A 23056-nucleotide genomic window follows, 5' to 3' on the forward strand; every position below is an offset into this window, starting at 1 on the left:
AAGTGTATTTTTTGCAATACAAGCGCATCGGTCAGGTGGTCAGGGCCCGGCGGTACAGCTCCGTCGTCGCCGTGTTCCACCGGCGCAGCTGCTCGGGATCGAAGAACGGCCCGGGAAGATGCCGGCTGATGACCGGCTCGAAGAACACGCAGGCCAGGTTGAACACCACCACGTGGATCGCGGCCCACTCCCGGTCGGCGCCGTCGCGCAGCCGCCCCTCGCGCTCGAGCGGCGCCAGCCAGCCGGTGCGCGCGATCCCGACCAGCGCGTCGAAGATCTTCGCCGCCTCCTCGTCCCCCTCGGCGAGCGCCCGCGCCAGGTACCGCAGCGCGACCGCGTTGTCGCGGACCCAGGCCGTCACCGTGTCGCCCATCGCGTCCCACTCCGCCTCGCCGCCGCCCTGGACTAGATCACGGAAGGTCTCCACGGCGACCGCGACCACGTACTCGTCGACCGCCTCGCGCAGCCGGGCCTTGGTGCCGAAATGATGCTGCACCAGCCCCGGCGACAACCCGGCGGCGGCGGCGACGTCCCGGATCGACGTCGCGGCGACGCCCTTGGCGGCGAACCCCTGCAACGCGGCGTTCCGGATACGCGCGTAGGTACTCAGATCCGATGGCTGAGCAGGAACTTGCGAATCATCCACGCTTGCAGAGCTAACCACAGGGGCTGAGCGAGAGAAGCACGCCCATCGCACCGACACTCCGTCCGCAGCATCGAGCGGACCTCGTCGCCGTCCGCGAGGAGTCGGAACGCATGGAACACGTCCTGCTGGGCCACTCGCCGACGCACCAGACCGGCGGCGCTTCGCGATGAGCATGTGGAGGAGTGCGGCCTCGGCCTGGACGACCTGGCGGACGTGGGCGGCGGCGGTAGCGTTCGTCGTCGTTCACCCGGCTGGATTCGCCCAGGGCGATGGTGTTCGCGCTGATCAGTGCGCCGCCGGCCTCGGCCGTGATGCCGGCTGAGGTGTCGGCCGTGGTGAGTGCAGCGTGTTCAGCGGAAGCGTATTGCTGCAAAGTGATCAGGGTGCCCCAGGTCTTGCGTCCCCAGACGAGGCCTGGGGACAGCTGTCCAGCTTGGAGCCGGCAGCGACTTCGGCCATTGGGCGGCCGCCGGCAGCCCGGTGAATCCCTCAGCCACCTCGCGGCCGCTCCGGGAAGCCGGGAAGGACTTTGGCCTCACCCGATGCGCAACGCTCTCATCGTCAGCAGGTGCGGCGATCACCGCCACCGCTTGGGCGTCGCTGATCTGCGTGCCGGTGCTCTGGTACGCCTTGCCGCCCGGCACGAGCAGCCCGAAGGCCGCCGCCATCGGACCGGCGTCGGCTACACCTACCTGCACACCGTCCTGGACGATCACTCCCGCCTGGCCTGCACCCAAGCCCTGCCCGATGAGACCGCAGCCACCTGCGCCGCCTTCCTGCGCCGGGCCACCGCCTGGTTCGCCGCACACGGCATCACCCTCGAACGGGTGCTGACCGACAACGCCTGGGCCTGCACCAAGTCCACCTGGCGCCTCTCCTGCCACGAACTGGGCATCGGCCCGCGCTGGACCCGGCCCTGGCGGCCGCAGACCAACGGCAAGGTCGAACGCTTCCACCGCACCCTGCTCGAAGAACGGGCCTACATCCGGCCCTGCACCTCAGACACCGAACGCCAAGCGGCATTCCCCGACTGGCTGGGCTGGTACAACCACCACCGACCCCACACCGGCATCAACGGCCAAACACCCGCCAGCCGCGTCACCAACCTGTCAGGACAACACACCTAGGACCGCCTGCCGCACCCCCACGCCACCGCCTCCCGCGCCGGCCGCGCCGACGATCAGGACGCGGTCAGACGCCTGGATCGAGGAAACTCTCCGGGAGCGGAGGACCGCAACGGCTCGGGGCGTTCAAGCCCTTCATCGACTCCGGACGGTCCCTGCGGAGCAGAGGCCGGTGGCGCTATCGGGGCGGTGCACCGGGCCCGCAGGACCGGATTCGTCCATCGGCTCCTTGCACCTCAGAAGGTGAGCCCTCGGTACGGTGGTCCAGGACTTTCGGTGCTTGCATCCTTGCTCGGCTGCCGTGTTGTCAAAGAAGCAACCCGGTCAATCGTACACAGGATACACAACATCCGGGGCCCGGGTGTCACCGGACAGAGAGACCCAGTGGAGCGCGAACTGAACCGTGGCACTCAGGTTGTTGTGCGATTTTGGTATGACTCTTACTCTACAAAGCTCCCCGCCGGGAAGCGGCATGATGATGTGCTGCTTGGAATAGCCGCTGTCGCCGATCGACGCCTTTACCTCGGTAGCGGGAAACCCCTCGCATGCCAGCAGCGCCGTGACTTCCGCTTTCGCGTTACCTTCGCCTGATATTTTCAAAACGCCCACGATGAGACCGTCGCCGGGTCCTCTGAATTTGCCCCTGTACTGTTGGTTGGGAGTAAATCTCCGACCATTGGAACTTCGATGCTCTCCGGTCGTCAGAGTCGCGAGGAGCGCGGGCCGCAGGTCGGCGATGAGTGCGTTGGCGGCGGTGATCTCACCGCCGTGGACGTGGACGACGGCCGAGTCGGAGTAGGGAAGCCAGTCGTTGCCGACCTGCTGCTTGGCGATGATCTTGTAGATCGTTGTGGCATGCAGGGGACCGGTGTTGAAGGGTGGTTCGATTCTGCCGCTTCTGTTTTTCCTCTCGACGCCGTTCACGAAAAATTGATAATGGACGTCGCGGTCGCCGCCGACCGTCCAGTTGATTTTTGTCGACTGACCATTTTCCACGATCGGGTCATCGGCGCGGAAGTTCTTCAGCTCGAAACCGACGGGAAACTTTCCGATCGAATGAGTGGCTTCCTTGAATTCTGGTCGACCGCCGGGAGTCTCGATGGAGATGACGACGTCGGTGATGCCCTTGATGGCACTGACATGGATGTCGTCGAGGTGCAGGCGCAGCGCGTCATCCGGCTGGGCCTTCTTGTTCTTCGGTTTGAAGGTGAACCGGCCCGGTTCCGGGCTGCTGGTGTCCTCGGTCCAGCCGGGGGGCAGTTCGGGCTTTGGCCGGCTGACCTTGTTCCATACCGGGGTGAGGATGCCGGAGGCGTCCTCACCCCAGTTGTCGTCGGCGACGGTGAACGTGATCGTCAGGGATTCGATCTCGATCTCGGAAAAGCCGTCATTGGAAATCAGAAGGTCCAAGGACGCCTTTGTCGGCGTGTTGGAGTTCATGGAGACCGTCATCGGCGCGGGGTGGGTGCTGATGCTGGAACGAAACGGGAAGTCGAGCTCTTCGGTGCCGGTGTCGGGCGGTGCGATGGTGCTGGTCATGCTGGGCTCCTGGTGAGTGATCGGGTTACGGGCGAGTGGTCGAGTCGCGGTGCCGGGTCATGCCGTTGGCGAGATGCAGCAGCCCGGTGCGCAGGTGCGCGCGGGCTTCGGGCGTGATGCGAGCGGTGGTGTCGGTGGCGGTGACGGCGATCGTGGTCCCGTCGGGCCGCCTCCAGGTCCACTCGCCGCTCTCCACCACCGGTAGCGGAAGGCTGAAGGCCTGTGTGACGGTCTCGGTGCCGTCACCGCGTTCGACGGTGACGCCTTGGAGGCGTCCCAGGGCCGGGCCGATGTGGAAGACGGCGTCCATCTGCGCGAGAGCATGGGCGATGTAGTCGACATCGGGGCGCAGGAAACCGGTCGGCAGGATATGGGTTTCGGCCTGGACGCCTGCCCATGGGTCGGCGAGCAGTGTGACCAGGCGCGACTCGCCCAACCTCAGGGCCAGGCCGGCCCCCTTGTCCCGTCCGGCCACGTAGCCCTCCCGTGAGTTGTGCGGAGGAGCCACGGCGTGGAGTCTGGTGTGGTCGTTCTGGTCGAAGTAGCCGATGAGGCCGTCCTCGAACGAGGCGTTCGAGCCGAGCAGGATCGGCCAGGCGTATTCCTGGTAGTCGGCGGCGGGAGGGTCGGCCGCCAGCCGGCTGGGCAGGATCGGGACGATCGGTTCGGCATCGCCCTCCAGTTCGAGCCGGGCGCGCATCAGCGCGAGCGGGTGGCCGAGCATCCGCAGCGTGGGATGTGACGACGACGGACGGTCCGGGACGATGGCCAGCCGTGCCGTCTCGACCGTGGCGATCAGGTCCGTCAGGGACGCCACCCGGTCGTCCCTGGCGTCGAGACCGTTGAGGAAACGAGCGAGGTTGGGGTGTTCGGCGCTGTTCTGCCCGAGGGTGGGGGCGTCCGGGTGATATCGCTCGAAGACGAGGGTGCTCTGCGCGGAGCGCAGTTCCCCCAGCAGGAGGCCGTCGGGCGCCATGCACAGCAGGGCCCCGTCGAAGTAGTTGGGAACGATCCAGGCGCTGATCTGGTCGCCGGCGTCGGCACTGAACGCGACCTGCGCGTCGTCCAGCCGGGAGATGAAGTCGAAGCCGAGCCGGGCGGGCTGCGGGAGCCGCGGCCGGAGTTGGAACAGGTGCCGCGCCCAGGATCTCTGCTGCCCGATGTGGACGAGCGCGTCGGCGTCACCCGGCTTGCGCGGGTCCTTGGCATCGGGGACGACCGTCGCGGCCCTGGCGGGCGCCGGGCGCTGATCGGGCCGGTCGGCCGTGTGGACGATCTCGTATCCGCGGCCGAAGCGGTCGACCAGGAACAGGCGGCGGAATCGGAACTGGCCTGCTCGGTAGGGCTCGTAGTAGGGGGCGGCGACCCAGTTCTCGTCCGGGGCGGGGTCCGCCGGTCTCTTGGTGGCGGCGGACAGGGCTCTCGGCGCGAAGGTGTGGTGTCCGTCGAGGATGTCGGCGACGGTGGCCTTCGGGCGTGGGCGGACCTTGGATTCGCGGCCGGTGAGCTGTGCGGTGAAGCCGCCCAGGGCTTGCGAGATCAGGTCGGTGCCGCTGCTGCCATCGGCGAGGTGACCGGCGAGGTCGCCCACCGCGTCGAGGAACTCCTGGCTCTGTCCAGGAGCCTCGGCGTCGACGCGTTGGAGGCGTTCGGCGATGTTGTGCACAGCGTGCGCCGACAACAGGATGGAACCCGAGACGCTGCGCGGGACGGCTTCGTTCTCGGCCGCGTCGCCTTCGCCGCGCCACTGGTAGAAGTCCTCTCCGAACTCCCAGTTCCGGCGCGGGGTGGACTTCTCGACGTCCTGATAGTGGTGGTAGGGGACGGCGAAGTAGTCCGCCTCCCACACCAGCAGCAGTGGAGTCCACGGCTGTTTCCACGGCGCGGTCGCACGGCGGGCGGCGAGGGCCCGCCGGTCAGGGGCGGACCAGGCGACGGGTGTTGCCTGGTCACCGAAGATGACGGTGGCCGGGGCGCGGTGCCGGTCGAGCACGGCGAATTCGGTCAGCAGATTCTCGGGCAGGCCGGTGGGGATTTTGGCGGGGATCTTCTTCTTCAACGCCGCCCAGCCCGGAGGCCGCACGGTGGTGACTGCGGCGTTCCTACCGGCCTTGGTCACCGTCTGCTCCGACAGCCGGCACGGGATGACCGCAGGGTCGTCGAGCAGCCGGGTCGCCTTGGCTCCCTTGATGAGGACGACCGGCTCGCGGGCGTTGTGGAATACCGGCCGAGGGGCCCGGGTCGGCCGCCCCTCCGGGGCGCGCTTCCACAGCTCGGTGAGCCGCTTGACCTCGGCGTCGATCGCGGTGTCCAGGTCTTCGGGCGTCACGGCCTGCAGCAGCGCCGGGGCCTGCGTCAGCGCGGAACGCTCGGCCTTGACCTTGCCGGTGAGGGAGGTCAGGTCCGTATCGACCTTCTGCTTCAGCTTTTTCAGCCGGTCCTTGACCACCTTCGGTTTGGCGGACGGGATCATCGCTTCGAGCCGCTCGGCGTACCACCACAGTTCGTAGAGCCGTTCCTGGCGGCGGGTGAGTCGCCGAGCGGCGGCGTCGTGGGCCCGCTGGGCCTCGTTGGTGTCCGCCAGCCATGTCCGCTCCGGCTCGGGCAGCGGCCGGACCGGCTGCGACTCCTTGCCCTTGGCCGAGCGCGGGGTGGTGAGGTCCCAGGTGAAGCCGCCCGCCACCGGCTCGAACCGTGCCTCGCGCGTGCGCTGTTGTACGACCGCCATGCCGTCCCGGGTGTCGAGCTGATGCAGCAGTCCGTACTGGAGGGCCTGAAGCCGCCGGAGCCGGTTCGGGTCCTTCCAGAAGCCGATGTCGTGGGCGAGGGCCAGCGCGCTGATCCCGTCCACCGACGATTCGGCGACGCCGTATGTGACGGGGCGCTTCTTCGGGTCGTCCACGGTGGCGGGTGCCTCGTCGCGGTTCGGCCCCGGCACGCCGGTCTTCTCCCAGCGGACGCCGACGGCGGCGCCGGCGCAGACGGTGCGGACCGGCGCCGCCGGCACCGGGCAGTCCCAGCCGAGGCGCTCGAGCCGCTCGGTGATCTTCTCCTGGAATCTGGTGGGTGGGTTGGCGGTGATGTCGGCGAACGGATCGTCTGCGTCGGTGCCGTACCAGCCCATGACCAGGTAGCTGAGGTCCAGTGTGTCGCCGGTGAGCCCCGTGAGGGGGTCGTGCATCGAGAAGGCGCCCAGGTTGTAGGGCTGGTAGGTCGCGAAGGTCGGCAGGCCGGGGCCGACCGCGGTGAGCGGGCCGGGCCGGACCCCGGCGGGCTCGGCCAGGTCGCCGTCCAGCGGCCGGACGCGTCCGATGCGCTTGGGAACCGGTGTCGGGTCGGTGTCGGACGCCGGGATGGCATAGGGGGAGTTGTCAGCGGCTTCGCGGTCGCTCAGGCAATCGCTGTGGACCAGCCATCCGGCGGCGGAACGCTCATCGGTGTGGGACTTGCCGCCGTAGCGCACCACGAGCCACCGGGTGGGGACCGCCGCGTAGGTCGTCATTCCGTCAGATTGCAGAGTGCCGTTGCGCAAGGCGGCCGGCAGTTCCCAGTGCACCAGCACGCCCGTGTCGGGGCGGCTCACCGGCCGGCTCAGCGGATCCGGCTCCGGGCCGAGGTGTCCCGGCGTGGTGAAGTCGGGGCGCCAGCGGCGCCAGTCCTGGTTGCGGACGGCGTCGTTGACCATCAGTGCCGTGACGCGGACGGGCACGATGACGGCTTCCGGGTTGCTCACAGGGCGCTCCTCGCAGGCACGTCCCGGACGGTCTCCGGGCCGGTGCGTCGATGGGAATCGGGACGGCGGTCAGCCGGGGAAGACGGTCAGGGTCGCCGTTTCCGGTGACTGGACCATCTGCAGGGCGAGCTGGCTCGGGCTGAGCCGTGCGGTGCCAGCGGGCTTGTGGCCGGCGCCGAGCTCCTTGGCGATCGCCGTCGCCAGGCCTGAGGCGCCGTCGTTGATGTTGAGGACGGTGGCGCCGGCGCCTCCGGCCGAGCGGTAGGGGACCTTGACCCGCGCGGTGGACGGCAGTGCCTGGCCGGCTTTGAGCTTGCCGCTGTCCACCAGGGTGCGCAGGCCGACCCAGTCGTCCTCGTCGCCGTCGGCCTTCTGGATGCCGATGTGCAGGCCCTGCATCGGCTCGTGCAGGGCGATCCTGCTGGGCAGGCCGTCGAACAGGCACAGCAGGACATCGGGGGCGACCCGGTCGCACCGCAGCACCTCCCCGGCGGCCGGAGCGGCGCCGTCGGCCTGCTCGGCGGAGACGCTCACCCGCGTCTCCGGGTACGCCGACACCAGCTGCGAGCGGATCAGAATCCCGGACCGGGGAGGGCTGCCGGGCCTCTCCAGGTAGCTGTCGCGCAGCTTCTCCAGCGCCTTGCGATCGATGCTCGAACGCTCGGCCACGGCGAAGGCACCGTCCATCAGGTGGTCCAGCCATGCGGCGTCGACCCGGAAGACGCGGATGCTCTCTTCCGGCAGCATCTCCGGGTGCGGCACGAGGTGGTCGAACGGCACCTGTTCCAGGCGGCGCAGCCGGTCCAGCCACTGGACGATCGTCGGTTCGTCCGGGTCGGTGCTCTCGGCGGCCTCGGTGTCGCCCGGGCCGGCCGACGCCACGGCCTGCGCGGCGAGGCCGCCCAGGACCGAATCGTCAGCGGCGAGGAACGCGCTCATCAGCTCTGTCATGGCCGGTGCCGCAACCGAGCCGAGGTCGCCCTCGCGGAGCGTCGCGACCAGGTCGGCTTCGGATCCGGCTCCGGCCGGACCGTCGGCGGCCGGGGCGTCCGCGGCCAGGTCGGCGACGTGGTAGTGGGCGGGCTCACCGTCCACGACCACGCTCCGGAACGCCGCGTGCCAGGTGTCGCCGGCCTGTTCGAGCAGCGAGACGACCGCCTGCCGCAGGTTCTCAGCGCCCCCATCGGCCGCCCCTGCCGGCGCCGCCGCAGGGATCCGGGGCGCGATGATGCTGCAGGCGTTCGCGAGGCGGGCGTGCGCACGGTCGAGGTAGGAGGCCAGCGCGGCGGCGATGTTCTGGTCGGTCAGGACGAGCCCCCGGCCCAGGGCGTGCGCGGCCTGGTAGCCGAGGTCGTCGACGCCGTACTTGGCGTCGGTGGGGGACGGGCCGGTCACCTTGTAGGGCACCAGCGGCCCTCGGTACCAGGCGAAGTCCGCCGGCTTCTCGCTGTCGTGGGCGACCGGGACGAAGCCGTTGTCCAGCCGGTATCGGATGTGTTGGGTGTAGTTGCCGGTGTCGGTGGTCTCCGGTTGCGGCAGGCGCAGCAGCAGGCACCTCGAATTGTCCGTGCGTCCGGTCGGCATCGCCGACCGGAGCAGCTGCTCACGTAGTCCCGAGAAACTCGCATGCCCGTCCGGCTCGGAGGTGAAGGTCCACGAGTACAGGGACAGGAGCCGGATGTCACGGGTGAGCGTGCCCGGGTCGGCGAAGCGTTCGGTGTGCCCTTCGAGCGAGACCAGGTGCGCCACGTAGGGGCCGGTCGTCCTGGACGGGACGCGGTTGGCCGTTATGAACGAGTACTCGGCCGCCCGCCTGGCCGCGTCGTCCCCTGTGCCCTCGGGCAGAGCGCTGCGGACGTGCGCCAGGTGCGCGACCTCGCCCGCGCGCGGGGCGATCTGGGCGAAGGTCTGCTTGGTGAGGCGAATGGTGCGAACCGGTTGGGCCCTCTCGTCGGCGGTGAGCTCCGGGGCGAACACCGGCACCGTCACATCCGCGGCGTCGACCAGTAGTTCCCCTGCCGTGCCCGCGGTGGTCAGGCCGGCCGCCTCCGGGTCGTCGACGAGCTCGCCACGGGTGAACAGCAGGAGCGCCAGCCAGGGGCGTTTCCGGTTCTCCTCCTGGCCGGCCTTCCAGTCCAGCCGGTTCTCCCAGGGCAGTACGCGCCGTTCGAAGGCGATGTGCGGCAGCACGGTGTGCAGCGGGCCGCTGGAGCCGGGCGGCGGGTAGGCGCCGTGGACCTCCTGCTCTCCTATGTGCAGGCGCAGGCCCGTCACCTCGATCTGCTGGGTGACGGGCGCCGGCGGCGCCTCGCCGCCGAGCGGCAGGTCGTCCGGCAGCTTCTGCGTGACGGTGATGGTGTAGGTGCCCCGGCCAACGGACGGCGTTTGGTTGTCGGCGAACGTCAGAGGACGCGTGGTCATGTCAGGACCTCCAGCAGCCCCAGTCCGGTGAGCGCCTTGCTCATCTCGTTGAACGCGGTCTCGCGGGGGAGCCTCGGGGGGCGCGGCGCAGGGCATTGGGACGCGGCGTGCCGGAGCGGGTTGACCGGTCCCGTCCACGGCCGCTCCCGGATCACCTCCACGGACGTGTCGACCTTGGCGCCGACCAGCTGCGGCGCCGGCATCCGCACCTGGAGGCCGGTCGCGTACACCTCGGTGGGGCACGCCGCGACGTCCTCGGGGCGCGGCGGCGCGTCCGTCACCGTGCCCCACAGCGCATTGGGGACCGCCGAGTACTGGGGGACGGCGATCCAGTCGTCGGCGTCGGCGTACCGCTCGGCGTCCTGGTATCCGCCGCGCGTGTCCTTCACGACCGACACGGTGTGGGCGGAGCCCTTCGACGGTCTCCCGGTGTAGCGCATGGGCCGCACGTCGAGCTGCTTCTTGCGGTGGCGCCTGACTCCGCCGACCTTCGGCTCGTCCTCGAGCGCCTGCCGCGCGGAGTTGTAGCCGACCTGCGTGGCGGGGATCGCGGTGCGGGTCGTGAACGCGAACCCGTCGGTGGACACGATCCAGCTCCCCGGCACCGCCTTCTTGACCATGGCCGGATCGGTGAGCAGGCCGTCGAGCACCGACAGGGTCACCGGTGCCGCGGGCAGCTGCCTGCTCCGGAACTCCTTCCACGCCAGCTGCTGCGAGCGCCGGTCCTCCTCGGCCCCGAAGCCGATGGTCACCGAGAACGGGCCCGCCTTCAGGCGGGCGCGCCCACCGGCGGGCGGGCCCCACACCTGCAACGTGGCCCCGATCTCCACCCGGACGGTCACACTGAACAGCCCGCAGTCCAGGGTGTAGGACGCGCCGATGGTGATGCCGATGTCGGCGTGGAAGTACAGGGGCGCCCACCACACGATGACGTTGAAGTAGGCCACCAGCCAGGCGCGCAGCCCCCCGGCGTCGTAGCCGACCTCCAGCCGCCCGCCGACCATGCCCGCCTCGGGAGTGACGGCGACGTACAGTTCGCCCTTGACGGCGACCTCGGAACTCGCCGACCAGCTCAGCCCCAGCCGCGGCACCGCCGGATAATGGTCGGGTTTCGTGAAGGCGGGATGGTAGCCGCCGACCGTGGCCACGAAGTCGCCCTCGTGGACGCTGCCGGGGAACCACACGCACAGGGCGGCGCCGCCGGACAGCTTGCAGTCCTTGTGGAAGATCCAGGAGTTGTCGCCGAGCGCCGCCGTCAGTGAGAACCGCCGCTCGGCGTGCTCGTACAGCGCCCGGAACCCCAGCTCGATGTGGGCGACGCTGGGCGCCTTCTCGGACCCGGCCGAACGCGCCGGGAAGTCCGCCGACATCGTCCCGAGCAGCGCCACCAGGAAGTCCCGGTCGCTGAACTGGACGATCAGCAGTCCCGCCAGGTCCACCGTCTCGGCGACCGAGGCCCGCACACCGGCCGCCAGCCACAGCACACCGTTGGCCGGTGACACGACGGCGTCGGCGCCGCCGGTGACCTTCTCCAGCACCTTGGTGGGGCTGATCGGCTTGTCCGGTTCGGTCCCGGTCAGCTCCTTCATGTTGCCCAGGGCCCGCACGAACGGGAACCGGGCCACCTTGTCGGCCGCGGGCAGAGCGAGCCTGCTGTTGTAACCGAAACCCAAGGCCAGCCCGGTGAAGACCACGGGCGGCGGCCCGCCGATCTTCCCCTCCGACGCGCCGAAGACGAACAGCGAGGTGTAGGCGGGGTGCTGGTCCGTCTTCTTGACGCGGGCGTAGGACCCCACGGCCATGAGCCCCCATGTGGCGGCCTTGACCATGATCAGCCCGTCGTAGGCGAACTCGTACCCGCGGTCGGGGGGACGGGCCGCGAGCGTGCCCACCACGTGCAGCGGGTCCCGCGCGTACGTCACGCCGAGCCCGCGCAGGACCACCCGGACGGCGGGGTCCTCGGTCAGCTCGATCTCCATGCCGAGGCCGGTCGCCTGCAGTTCGAAGCCGGCCGCGACGAACCCCGCGTCCAGGCCCACGAGGAGCCTCGCCGCCCGGCCGTCGCCCGCGGGGACCAGCCGGACCTCGACCTGCCGCAGATGCAGCGTCCCCAGCGCCCGCTCGACCTTCTGCACCGCCTGCGGGTCACCGCCGGACTCGTCCTGCTTCCCGTCACCGGCCTGCTTCCCGTCACCGCTCCGCCGGGACCGCCCGGAAGCGGGCTCGCGCACCGGCATCTTGTGGGTCTTGTCGCCGATCGTCACCCACGCGGTCAAAGTGGTCCCGGCCGCCAGGTCCGCGGCCTCCGGCAGCGGCGCCGCCGACTCGCCCAAGGCGCCGTTCAGCGCCTTGATCCGCTTCACCTTCAGGTCCTGGGAGGCGTAGACGGCCTGGAGGCCGATCTGGAGATCGCTGTCGGCGGGGACCTGCCCGCGCAGCAGATCCAGATCGGACAGCCGCGTCTTGGAGCCGAACGGCACCATCGCCGAGGCCACGACGGGCCGGCTCTTCTCCCCGCCCTCCTTGGGCAGTACCGCGGCGGCCCACGCCACCGTCTCTTTCTCCGTCCCGGTCGGATGGACGACGATGCGGTGCCGGCCCGTCTCCGGGACGTCGTAGCGCAGTGCGATGCCGGTGAACGACGGAAGGAACGTCAGCGACTGAGCCTCAGTGAAGCCGAGCGCGTACAGCGCGTCGGCCACCGAGATCGGCTTGGACGCCGCCACGGTGAACTCGAAGCTCTTGGCGGTGGCCTTGGTGTCCAGCTTGGCGGTGCCCTTGGAGTCTCCCTTGGGGGTGGCCTTGGAGTCCTCCTTCTTGGCGGCGCCTTTGGCGTCCAGTTCGGCGGTGGCCGTCAGCGTCTTGTCGCTGGAGATCTGGAACTTCGTGGAAATGGACAAGCGGCGCCGCGTCGCGCCGTCCACCACCCGTACCTCGAAGTCGAGGTTCACCGTCTTCAGGACGTCCGCCAGGAGCGCGAACTTGTCCTTCCCGGCCAGCGACAGGCTCACCACGACACCGGCGACCGGGTCGTCGGCCTTGGGCTTGTCGCTTCCGGCGACGAACCGGACGGTCAGCTCCAGCTTCGTGCCGGTGACCGTGCCACGCAGCGACAACTCCGCCAACTTAGTGGCGTTCACCGATATTCCGATGAGCGTCGTCGTCCTGGCGAGCTCGGCGAACCAGTCCTTGATGACGCTCAGATCGATGGCGGCCTGAACGGCCCCCAGTTCGGGAGGAAGCCCACCGGGGATCTCCAGCCCGTCCGGCGCGCTGAGCTGCTTCAGCCAGGCCTGCAGACTTCCCATGGTCATTGTCGATGGCCGGGTCAATGTCTGTGTCACGGAAATCCTATGGTCGTTCACCTGGATGGTTCGGGTGGAGACTGCGTGCGCGCAAGATGCGCCCGCATTTCAGGCCGCAATGCCTGCGTCAATCGGGATCGGACTCACTCGGCGCGAACGCGCAGATCAGATAGGGGTTGCTTGCTGGACGGATCGCATGAAAGACCCGTCCATGACGGCGATCGATCCTCGTCTTGAGCGCATCGATCGCGAAGGTCGCCTTATTTGCTTCATCGGGGAAAGGGGTCTTGCCGGCCTGCGGTGTCAGGGAGATCCGGTGCGGCGTCTCGTGGATCTCGGCGCTGTTCCCCGCGCCGTCCGCGGTACAGACCCACGGGATCCCTGGAGCCCCCGCGCAGCCCCGCTAGCGGCATGACCCGCAACCTTCCGCATCGCCCTGTCTCGGTCGGGGATCGCCATGCCCCGCTACCGCAACACGCATGCAATTGATAAATCTATGCATTCCAAAAGGTGGCGATGCCTAGACCGACCGCCGTTCCGGCAGACCGGGGCTGAACGCTGCGCTTGCCGAAGACTCCGTCCGCGACGATCCGCGAGTTCGGGGACGAGCGCTCCCTGAAGTACCACCACTCCACGCCGCTGACGCGCCAGGGATGCCGGTACCTGCCCCGCGCACGCGGAGGTGAGCCGGCCACGTGGAGGCCGCATTCCAGCTGGGCGTCGTCCTCTCCGCACGTGGGGGTGGTCTGCGGCGAGCGATGCGCTCGGCGTCGGTGACGTTGTGCTCCCCACGTCCGTGGGGTGAACTGGTGACGCGTCGTACATGTTCGGCATGGTCCAGCTGGCCTCAAGCGCATCATGTGAATACAACTTGGTCGATGTGAACTTGATCTGGTGTTGCCTTCGATGCGGCCCCGATGTCGTGTCGGTCGGCCGCCAGCGGGACAGCGAAGTACGCCATGCCGTCGCACTGGGCACCACGAGGCGCCAGTGATGTGTCCAGACGGCCTGCTGCTAACGAGGTCACTAACGGATGATCTTCGCTGTTGGGTGAGAGTGTGTCCGCCTGAGAACTTTTTTGTGATGAGGTCTAGAGCGGTTAATTGCATTTCTTTGGTCGGTTAAGAATTCTTCGGGACGGCGCGTTCGATGATCGGGGCGAGGCCCAGGCCGGGCGGCAGGGGGCCGTAAGCGATGCCCCAGTCACCGCCGAGCCGGGTCGTGCAGAAGGCGTCGGCGACGGCTGGGTGACCGTGCCTGACCGGCAATGATGAAGGGTGAGGTGCTCGGCGATGCGGCGGGCGCGCATTTCGACCGTCTCCAAGTCGGTGAAGAGGTCCATGGCCTGGTCGATAGCGGTGTCGGGGTGGTGGTCCGAGCCCTTGGCGAGCTCGGCCTCTGTGAAAAAAGCGTCGAGGCTCTGAGGATCCTTTGCAATGAGCCTTTTCAGGATGGCTTTGGCCAGGCGCCCGGCGCGGTGGGGGCAGCAGCGCAGCTTGTCCAGGACGTGCCAGGACTTCAGTCGGGTGTTGGCCCGCTCACCCGGGCCGCGCAGCCGGGCATGGGAACGGTTGGCGTCTTTTTGTGACCCGGGCTTGCCCCGGCCCCTGTAGGGCACTTTGGCCTCGCCCATGCCCTGATAGCCCTTGTCCGCCAGTACCAGCAGCCCGGCGGCGCGCAGGTGGCGGGGCAGACCCCGGATCCGGGCGGCGGTCAGGTCGTGCACACTGCCGGGCAGGCATCCCGGCACCCACAGCAGCCGCCCGTCGAGAGCGGCCGGCACTTGCAGGTTCGCGCCGTGCTTGTGGTGTTTTCCCGAGTAGAACAGCCGATCGGCACCAGGGTGCCGTCCGACACCGCATACAGCAGCCGGCCGCGGGCCGCGCGGCGCAGTGCGGTGCCGAGATCGGGCGCGCGGGCGGCCGGCAGGTCCACGGTGCGGTGCACATAGCGCCAGGCGGTGGCGGTCGAGACGGCGAACCCGCAGGCCAGGGCAGCGAAAGTCCCGCCCTTGCGCAGGTACACCAGCGCCATCAAGGCTGTTGCCCCGGTGGCAGTGCCTGGTGCCGGCGGCTGCCTCGGCTGGCGCGGTCGCGGCGGACCGCACCAGCCACATAGGTCAAGGTCTGACGCGGCAACGGCAGCGAAGCGCGGTAGAAAAGCATGCGGAGCCTCTGGTTCGAGCGGTGGGTTGTGAGAGATCGCCCGTTCTGCCAGGGGCTCTTCTGCTGCCAATGGCTCTCACGCCGCTCGTCGCCGCCCCACCACTGCTACTGGAAATTCCGCACTGTGTGCGGCGGAGGCGCCGGGTCGGCCTTGGGAACGGAGGTCTCCCGGGCCTGGGACTTCCATTTCGTGTCGTCATGCGCCGGTGGCGGCCCGGATTTGACTTGCCGGTAAAACGGCTCGGCGGGCGGTCCGGATTTATTTCCGGAGCCGACTGACCTAATGAGGCCAGGTCGGAGGCGGTGCGCGGCGGATCGCCCGCCTTCGGCATTCTTGCAGTTCAGGGCCTGAACTAAGGGCGAATCCCGGGCTGGACGGTGGAGTCGGCCCCCGTTGATGGCCGGGATGACCTGTGTAAACTGTGCGCGTGGATATGACTCGCGGCGCGTCCGGCGATCGCGAGTTTTATGTAACATATTCGTAGTAATCGGGGGCTCTTCGGGGTTCTCTTGAGGATGGCCATTAGGTTAATTTGTGGCCACAAGAATTCGCAGTAACGGCGTGAAGTCAATCGGCTGAAGCGGTGCGGCGGCAGTTGTGGCGTGCGCGGAGGCTGTTTCACGACCGAAAGAACGGCCCGGCGATCTGTGCTTCTGGCGGGCGGTGAGGTTGGGGTGACTCTCGGTTGTTAGTGGAACGCGATGAGCTCATGGAGCGGATCGAACCGCTCTTCAAGGAATGCACGGAGGGACTGGGGGCGACCGTCATCATCAGCGGCGGCGTCGGAATGGGCAAGACGGCGCTGCTGGAGGCGGTCGCGGAAAGGGCGGCGCAACGGGGGCACACGATCCTCGGCGCCGTCGGATCGAGGGCTGAGTCCGAATTCCCCTACACGGTGCTCGAGCAGCTCTTCCACAGTGTGGAGCACACGGAGAACGGCGCCGGCCTCCTGGATCTGCTGGAACGGGCCACGATGTCCCGCCCGGACGTCAGCCCGGCCCAGATCATGCAGGCGGCCTACCGGACGCTGCGGGAGATCGGCGACCTGGCACCGGTCACGATCTCCATCGACGACACCCAGTACGCCGATCCCGAATCGCTACGCTGCCTGCTGCATCTGATCCGGCGCTGCCGGCGGGCGCCGGTCACGGTCTTCCTGGCCTGCGGCTCCACCGATCCCGGAGAGTCCCAGACCCTGCTGGCCGAGCTCGCGTGCCGGCCGGGGATCCGGCATCTCAGCCTGACCGCGCTGTCCCGGGAGGGCGTCGCCCGGCTGGTCGTCGACCGGTTCGGCGTGGGCTCGGCCGATCAGCGCTCCCGCGAGTTCTACGCCGTGAGCGGCGGGAACCCGCTGCTCGTCCAGGCGCTGCTGCACGACCACTCGGTACAGGCGGCCCTCGACGGCGACCTGCGCCCGGCCCCCGGCGACGTCTTCCGCGACGCCTCCCTGGCCTGCGTCCACCGCAGCGGACGCGACTCGCTGCGGGTCGCCCGCGGCATCGCCGTGCTCAACGGCGCGGGCTCGACGGCGCTGCTGGGGCAGCTCGTCGGCCTCGGCGAGCGGGACGTCCGCTCGGCCCTGAAGGTCTTGTCCGACGCCCGGCTCCTGGACGGCACGCGCTTCCGCCATCCGACGATCCGCGGCGGAGTCCTGGACGAGATCCCGGCCGAGGACCGGACCCGCCTGCACGGCAAGGCCGCTTCGCTGCTGTGGGAGGAGGGCGCGGCGACGACCGCGGTCGCCTCCCACCTGCTCGCGTGCGGCACGGTCCGCGACGACTGGGCGGTGCGCCTGCTCGTGGCGGCCGCCGACGAGGCCCTGGCGGCCGACCAGGTCGAGCAGGCCACCAGGTTCCTCGGCCTCGCCGGGACGAGCTGCACCGACGACAAGCAGCGGCATCTGATCAGCATGGGCCTGGCCCAGATCATGCGCCGGGTCCGGCCGGAGGCGTCCACCCGGATCCTGCAGGACCTCGCAGGCCCCGCCAAGGAGGGCAACGTGCCCGGCGTGGTGCGGATCAAGGTGGCGCACGGCCTGCTGATGCGCGGGCAGGTCGACGAGGCGGTCGAGATCCTCAAGCTGCTCGGCGAGGAGCGGACCACCGACCGGCAGTTCGCCGCCGAGATGGACATCGCCCGATTATGGCTGGCGTCCACCTATCCGGGCGTCGCCGACCGGCTGGCCGGCGCGCTGGGCCGGCCGCCCGGGCAGCAGCCCGCCGCGGCGCGGCACACCGCGGTGCTCCGGGTCGGCGCCAACCGCGCCCTGTGGCTCACCCTGACGAAGGGCGCCGACGAGTGCGTGGTCGCCGACGCCGAGCGGGTGCTGCAGAGTCTCCCGATCGGCGACCGGACGATCGACAGCATCGTCTCGGCCGTGATGACGCTGGTCTACGCCGACCGGCTGAAGACCGCGGCCAGCTGGTGCGACCAGGTGCTGACCAGGGCGGCGGACCGCGAGGTCCCGATGTGGACGGCCCAGCTGCTGACGAGCCGGGCGCTCATCGCGCTGCGCCAGGGCGGTCTGGGCCGGGCGACGGAGCTGGCGGAGACCGCGCTCGACCTGATGCCCGAGGAGGCGTGGGGCGTCGGGATCGGGATGCCGCTGGCGGTGCTGGTCGAGGCCCGCACCGCGATGGGCGACTACAAGGCGAGCGCCGACCTGGTCAACCGCCCGGTGCCGGAGTCGCTGTTCCTGACCCGGTTCGGCCTGCACTACCTGTACGCCAGGGGCCGCTACCACCTCGCGAACGGCGATCACGACGTCGCGCTCGCCGACTTCCTCGCCTGCGGGGAGAAGGCCCGCGCCTGGGGCCTGGACTCGCCGGTCCTGGCGCCCTGGCGGGTCGGCGCGGCGGAGGCGCTGCTCGTGCGCGGACAGCGGGAACGGGCCGGTGAGATCGCCGACGAGCATCTCGCCCTCGCCAGCACCGGGCAGCGGCGCACCCACGGCATCGCGCTGCGAGCGGCGGCGGCGACCCGGCCGCCGTCCCAGCAGCTGGAGCAGCTCAGCAAGAGCCTGGAGATGCTGCAGCCCACCGGCGACCGGTACGAGACCGCGCTGACGCTCGCCGACCTGGGCCGGACCTATCAGCGGCACGGCCGGGCCGGCCGGGCCCGGCTGATCATCCGCCAGGCGTGGTACATGGCCAAGGAATGCGGGGCGGAGGAACTCCAGACCACGCTGATGCCCAAGCCCGCGGGCGGCGAGGAGCCCGAGCCGGCCGGCGAGACCGCCGCGCCGCACGGGGTGACCCGGCTGCTGTCGGAGGCCGAGATGCGGGTGACCGCGCTGGCCGCGCAGGGATTCACCAACCGGGAGATCTCCAACAAGCTGTTCATCACCGTCTCGACGGTCGAACAGCACCTCACGCGGGTCTACCGCAAGCTGAACATCCGGCACCGCCAGGAACTGCCCGCCAATTTCGCCTGATCCGAACCCTCGACCAGATGGGATCTCCCACCATGCGCGTCGACCCTCCCGTGCCCGGCCGCAGAGGACTGATCCTCGACTTCGCGGGCGTCCTCACCACGGACTTCTTCGGCACGCTGCGCGACTTCTGCGCAGCCGAGGGACTCCCGCCCGACGCCATCGAGCAGTTGGTGCGCACCGACGCGCGGGCCAGGAAGGCGGTCGCGGACGCCGAGTGCGGACGCATCTCCCAGCGGGAGTTCGACGCCGTCCTCGGGGCGGGGCTCGGCCTGCCCGCCGAGGGCCTGTCCGCCCGGATGACCGCCGGTCTGCGTCCCAGCGCCCCCGTCCTCGACCTGGCCGGACGCGCCCGGGCCGCGGGCGTCGCCACGGCGGTGCTGTCGAACTACTGGGGCGCGGGCCCCGGCGCCCACGACATCCACGCCGGGTACGACCTCGACCGGCGTTTCGACGTCGTCGTGATCTCGCATCTGGTCGGCGTCCGCAAGCCCGAGGAGCCGGCTTACCGCCTGGTCCTCGACAAGCTCGGCGTGGCGCCGGAGGACTGCGTGTTCACCGACGACAACCGGTCGCACCTGCCGCCCGCCGAGGCGCTGGGCATGATCGCGCTGCCGTTCGCCGACCCGGGCCGCGACGTACCGGAGATCGAGCGCCTGCTCGGCCTGGCCTGACGCGGTCCCGAGACGGGAAAAGACCTGCGGAAGGTGGGCTCCGCAGGTCTTTCTTCGTCGCTGAGGTCAGCCGGCGAAGCGGGTCGGCGCGAAGGGCTCGGCGAGGCCGGCGACCAGGTCGTCGGCGAGCAGGCCGGCCATCAGGTCGGCGGTCACCGGGGTGAGCTGCACCCCGATCCGCGAGTGCCCGGTCACCAGCAGCAGCCCGGGGACAGCGGTCGCGCCGAGGACGGGCAGGTCGTCGGGGGCCGCGGGCCGCAGCCCGACGCCCGCCTCGGCCAGTTCGAGCGCGCCCACCCCCGGCAGCGCCTTGCGCGCCTTGTCCAGCAGTTCGCAGACGCCGCCCGCGGTGACGGTCGTGTCGTAGCCGCGCTCCTCGTAGGTGGCGCCGACGACGAGTTCGCCGTTGCTCCTCGGCACGAGGTAGACGGCGGAACCGCCGGCCACGGCCCGGGTCGTCCGCCTGAGGTACGGTTCCGCCGATCTCAGCCGCAGGATCTGGCCCTTGACCGGCCGGATCTCCGGGACGACGCCCGGCGGCAGGCCGCCGATCCCGTGCGTCCAGCAGCCGGCCGCCAGCACGATCTTGTCGCCGCGCACGGACGCGCCGCCGGCCAGCCGCACCCCGGCGGCCCGGTCGCCCTCCATGATCACCTCGATGGCCCGCTCCCGCAGGAGCAGGCCGCCATGGGCGTCGATCGCGGCCAGCAGCGCGGGCGTCATCTCCCGCGGGTCGATCGCGCCGTCGTCGGGGGCCAGCAGCCCGCCGGTGACGGTGGGCGCCAGCGCCGGCTCGTGGGCGAGGCACTCGCCGGGGTCGAGCCGCTCGATGGCGATGCCGAGCGACTCCTCGAGCTTGCGCACCTCCTCCAGGGCGGCGAGGCCGTCCTGGTCGAAGGCGACGTCGAGGACGCCGTCGCGGCGGAAACCGACCGACCGCCCCGAGACCGCTTCGAGGCCGGCCACGAAGGCGGGGTACCGCTCGCGGGAGGACAGGCAGAGCCTCAGCAGGTCCTCCTGCTCGAGGATCAGCTCGTTGGCCGGCGGGAGCATCCCCGCCGACGCGTGCGACGCTTCGCTGCCCGGCGCGGGGTCGACGACCGTCACCTCGAGGCCGCGCTCCAGAGCGCGCCACGCGGTGCTCAGACCGATCACTCCGCCACCGACGATGACCACATGCATGCTCGGCCCCCGGCCGCTCGTTCCCGACAAGATGATCTTCCGCCCGGTGCTACTGCAGGAGCCGGCGCAGGTGGCGCCCGAGCTGCAGGGGCGTGGGATGGTCGAAGGCCAGGGTGGCCGGCAACCGCAGGCCGGTCGCCGAAGCGAGCCGCCTGATCAGCTCCAGGTTGGTCAGCGAGTCGAAGCCGACGGCCGCCAGCTCCTGCTCCGGATCGACGGCCTCCGCGCCCTGATGGCCGAGGACGACCGCCGCCTGGGCGCACACGAACGCCACGACGGCCTGCTCCCGCTCCTCGTCCGGCAGCCGGGCGAGCAGTTCCCGCAGCGCTTCGGCGTCGTCCCGGCCCGCGTCGGAACGCCGTCCGGCGGCGCTGTCGGGGACCAGGTCGAGCAGCAGCGCCGGCAGGGACGGGCCGCCCTCGCGGAGCGCGGCATCGTCGAGCTTGACGGGCACGAGCAGCGCTTCGGGCCGGGCGATGCTCGCGTCGAGCAGCGCCAGGCCCTCCTCGGCCGTCATCGCGGCCAGCCCCAGCCGGGAGATCCGCTGGAGGTCGGCCGAGCCCAGGCCGCCGCCCATGCCGTCGCCCGACTCCCACAGGCCCCAGGCCAGGGAGACGGCGCGCAGACCGAGGGCGCGGCGCCGGTGCGCCATGGCGTCGAGGAAGGCGTTGGCCGCTGCGTAGTTGGCCTGTCCCGCGCCGCCGAACAGGCCGGAAACCGAGGAGAACAGCACGAGATCGCAGTCCGGCAGGTCCTTGGTCAGTTCGTGCAGCGCGAGCACCGCATCGACCTTCGGCCGGAGCACCTGCTGCAGCCGGCGGGGCGTGAGGGCGGCGAGGGTGCAGTCGGCGACGACGCCCGCGCTGTGGACCACCGCGGTCAGCGGGTGCGCGGCGGGCAGGCCGGCGACGGCCCGGCCGAGGTCGGCGAGGTCGGCCGCGTCGCCCGCCGCGACGCGCACCTCGGCGCCCAGCGCGGTCAGCTCCTCGACCAGTTCGGCGGCGCCCTGGGCCGCCGGGCCCTTCCGGCTGAGCAGGAGGAGGTGCCGGACGCCGCGCCGGCGCACCAGGTGCCGGGCGATGAGGGCGCCGAGAGCGCCCGTCCCACCGGTGATCATGACGGTGCCGTCGGGGTTCCAGCGGCCGGCCGCCCGTTCGGCGTTCCTGGCCGCGGGCCGCCCGCGGGTCAGGCGGGGCCGCAGCAGGGCGCCGCGACGCACCGCGAGCTGAGGTTCGCCGGTGGCGACGGCGGCGAGGACGGCCTGCTCGGAGCTCTCCTCGTCGTCGACGTCGATGAGCGCGAACCGTCCGGGGTATTCGGTCTGGGCGCTGCGGATGAGCCCCCACACGGCCGCGCCGGCCAGGTCGGGGCAGCCCTCGTCTTGGGCGGCGGCGACGGCGCCCCGGGTGACGACCACCAGCCGGGAGCCGGCGAGCCGGTCGTCGGCGGCCATCTCCTGGACCAGCACCAGTGCCCGCTGGACGGCGGTCCGCACCGCGGCGCCGGCACCGCTCTCGCCGCCCTCGTCGGTGCAGGAGACGATGAAGACGTCGGGCGCCGGGTCGCCGCCGCGCAGCCCGGCGTCGAGCGCGTGCAGGGAGGAGTAGGCGCCCATCTGCCGGCCCGCGGCCTTCAGTGCCCCGGTGAGGCCCAGGTGGTCGGTGCCGAGGTGGGCCCAGCGGCCGCCGTCGGCGCCGGCGGGGGAGAGCCGGCACCGCTTCCAGGCCAGCCGCAGCAGCCGGCTGCTCTGCCCGGTGGCGGTGAGTTCGCGGGTGTCGACCCGGTGCAGCGCGAGCGATCCGATCGACGCGACGGCCGCGCCGCTCTCGTCGGTCGCCGACAGGGACAGGGTGTCCTCGCCCGTGGCGGAGAGACGGACCCGCAGGGATCGCGCAGCGGGCGCGTGGACCCGCACATCGCGCAGGATGAACGGCAGGAACACGCCGTCCTCCCGGTCGAGGACGGGAGCGAGGGCGGCGTGCAGCGCGGAGTCGAACAGCGCCGGGTGCATCACGTAGGACGGTCCCGTGGCGGGCTGCGCGGTCGCCAGATCCACCTCGGCGTAGATGTCGTCGCCGCCGCGCCACGCCGCGCGCAGGCCGCGGAAGGCCGGGCCGTAGGCGAAGCCGCGGGCGTCGAGCCTGGAGTAGAGGTCGGCGGTGTCGATCTCCTGGACGCCGGCCGGCGGCCAGGAGGCGGGCGTGTCGTGGTCGAGGACGGTCTCCTCGTAGCCGATCATCGTCAGCTCCCGGCAAGCGGCGGAGGGTTGGTGATCGCGGCACTGACCTCGCCGCGGGAGTCGCCGCCGAAGTCGTCCCAGTAGCGGCACTTGGTGCGGACCACGACCAGCGAGTCGCGCAGGTCGCTGCCGTCCCACGCGACGGTCTCCACCAGCTCGATCTCGCCGCGGAAGAACCGGCCGCGCATCTGCGTGCGGAACATGCTCCGGAAGTCGGTGATCAGGATGTCACCGAGCTGGGCGTTCCAGAACTCGTCCATCGACCACTGGGAGAAAGGGTGGACGAGCCCTTCCTTGATGGACTTGGCGATGAGGTAGTAGGCCATCTGGTTGTAGCAGATGTTGAATTCCACGGAGTTGAAATGGCCCGTGTCGTCGATGTAGCACGATTCGGGGATCTCGAAGCGGCAGCCGGCGAAGATCCTGCCGTTCTCCAGGGGCTCCCCTTCGACGGTGACCAGGGCTTCCTTCAGGTACACGCAGTTCTTCGACCGGTACGGCGTCATTACGCGTGTCAGGAGTTCGTCGTCGTTCGGGTATTGCGTGGTGCGTTCCTGCGCGATCACCGAAGAATCCATGCGCTCACGGTAACGTCGC

Annotated in this window: 10 protein-coding genes and 2 pseudogenes; 3 read left to right on the plus strand and 9 right to left on the minus strand. The window is 70.3% G+C overall.

The features are described 5' to 3' along the window. Positions 1-31 precede the first annotated feature (31 nt). A complete protein-coding gene (locus ACRB68_RS39005; protein ID WP_194293619.1) occupies positions 32-577 on the minus strand; it encodes a TetR/AcrR family transcriptional regulator in 546 nt (181 codons plus the stop codon). Positions 578-1326: 749 nt separating this feature from the next. On the opposite strand from ACRB68_RS39005, the pseudogene ACRB68_RS39010 reads away from it, so the two are divergent. Further along, a pseudogene (locus ACRB68_RS39010) lies at positions 1327-1773 on the plus strand (integrase core domain-containing protein); the annotation flags it as partial. A gap of 321 nt (positions 1774-2094) precedes the next feature. Here ACRB68_RS39010 and ACRB68_RS39015 read toward each other — a convergent pair. The 5 genes and pseudogenes from ACRB68_RS39015 to ACRB68_RS39035 form a co-directional block, all read right to left on the minus strand. After that, positions 2095-3309: a hypothetical protein gene (locus ACRB68_RS39015; RefSeq protein ID WP_153541904.1), complete on the minus strand. Its 1215-nt coding sequence runs from the start codon at positions 3307-3309 to the stop codon at positions 2095-2097. Positions 3310-3334: 25 nt separating this feature from the next. Then, positions 3335-7042, minus strand: a complete 3708-nt coding sequence (locus tag ACRB68_RS39020) for a hypothetical protein (protein ID WP_153541906.1) — start codon at positions 7040-7042, stop codon at positions 3335-3337. Between the two features lie 69 nt (positions 7043-7111). Further along, positions 7112-9463 (minus strand): hypothetical protein, encoded by a 2352-nt coding sequence (locus ACRB68_RS39025; RefSeq protein ID WP_153541908.1) that lies wholly within the window; start codon positions 9461-9463, stop codon positions 7112-7114. Further along, entirely contained in the window at positions 9460-12771 is a 3312-nt protein-coding gene (locus ACRB68_RS39030) for a DUF6603 domain-containing protein (protein WP_153541910.1), read from the minus strand. The genes ACRB68_RS39025 and ACRB68_RS39030 overlap by 4 nt, the downstream gene beginning before the upstream one ends. Positions 12772-14218: 1447 nt before the next feature. Next, positions 14219-14933, minus strand: a pseudogene (locus ACRB68_RS39035) (transposase family protein); the annotation flags it as partial. 692 nt (positions 14934-15625) lie between these two features. Here ACRB68_RS39035 and ACRB68_RS39040 point away from each other — a divergent pair. Both ACRB68_RS39040 and ACRB68_RS39045 read left to right on the plus strand, forming a co-directional pair. Further along, positions 15626-18367 carry a helix-turn-helix transcriptional regulator gene (locus ACRB68_RS39040; protein ID WP_328595320.1) on the plus strand — a complete coding sequence of 914 codons (2742 nt, stop codon included), beginning with the start codon at positions 15626-15628 and terminating at the stop codon, positions 18365-18367. A gap of 17 nt (positions 18368-18384) precedes the next feature. Beyond that, the gene (locus ACRB68_RS39045; protein ID WP_153541914.1) at positions 18385-19038 is read left to right on the plus strand and encodes an HAD-IA family hydrolase; all 654 of its coding nucleotides are present in this window, start codon (positions 18385-18387) and stop codon (positions 19036-19038) included. A 66-nt stretch (positions 19039-19104) separates the two neighbouring features. Here the strand turns inward: ACRB68_RS39045 and thiO are convergent, their stop codons facing one another. From thiO to ACRB68_RS39060, 3 genes are read right to left on the minus strand one after another with little or no spacing between them, the layout of a single operon-like run. After that, positions 19105-20220, minus strand: coding sequence for a glycine oxidase ThiO (gene thiO, locus ACRB68_RS39050; protein WP_153541916.1), 1116 nt, complete (start codon positions 20218-20220; stop codon positions 19105-19107). Between the two features lie 49 nt (positions 20221-20269). Beyond that, on the minus strand, positions 20270-22459 hold the full coding sequence (locus tag ACRB68_RS39055) for a type I polyketide synthase (RefSeq protein ID WP_153541918.1): 2190 nt from the start codon (positions 22457-22459) through the stop codon (positions 20270-20272). A 2-nt stretch (positions 22460-22461) separates the two neighbouring features. After that, positions 22462-23037: an FcoT family thioesterase gene (locus ACRB68_RS39060; protein ID WP_153541920.1), complete on the minus strand. Its 576-nt coding sequence runs from the start codon at positions 23035-23037 to the stop codon at positions 22462-22464. Positions 23038-23056: the final 19 nt, after the last annotated feature.

Source organism: Actinomadura macrotermitis, assembly GCF_009604375.1.
GTDB lineage: Bacteria > Actinomycetota > Actinomycetes > Streptosporangiales > Streptosporangiaceae > Spirillospora > Spirillospora macrotermitis.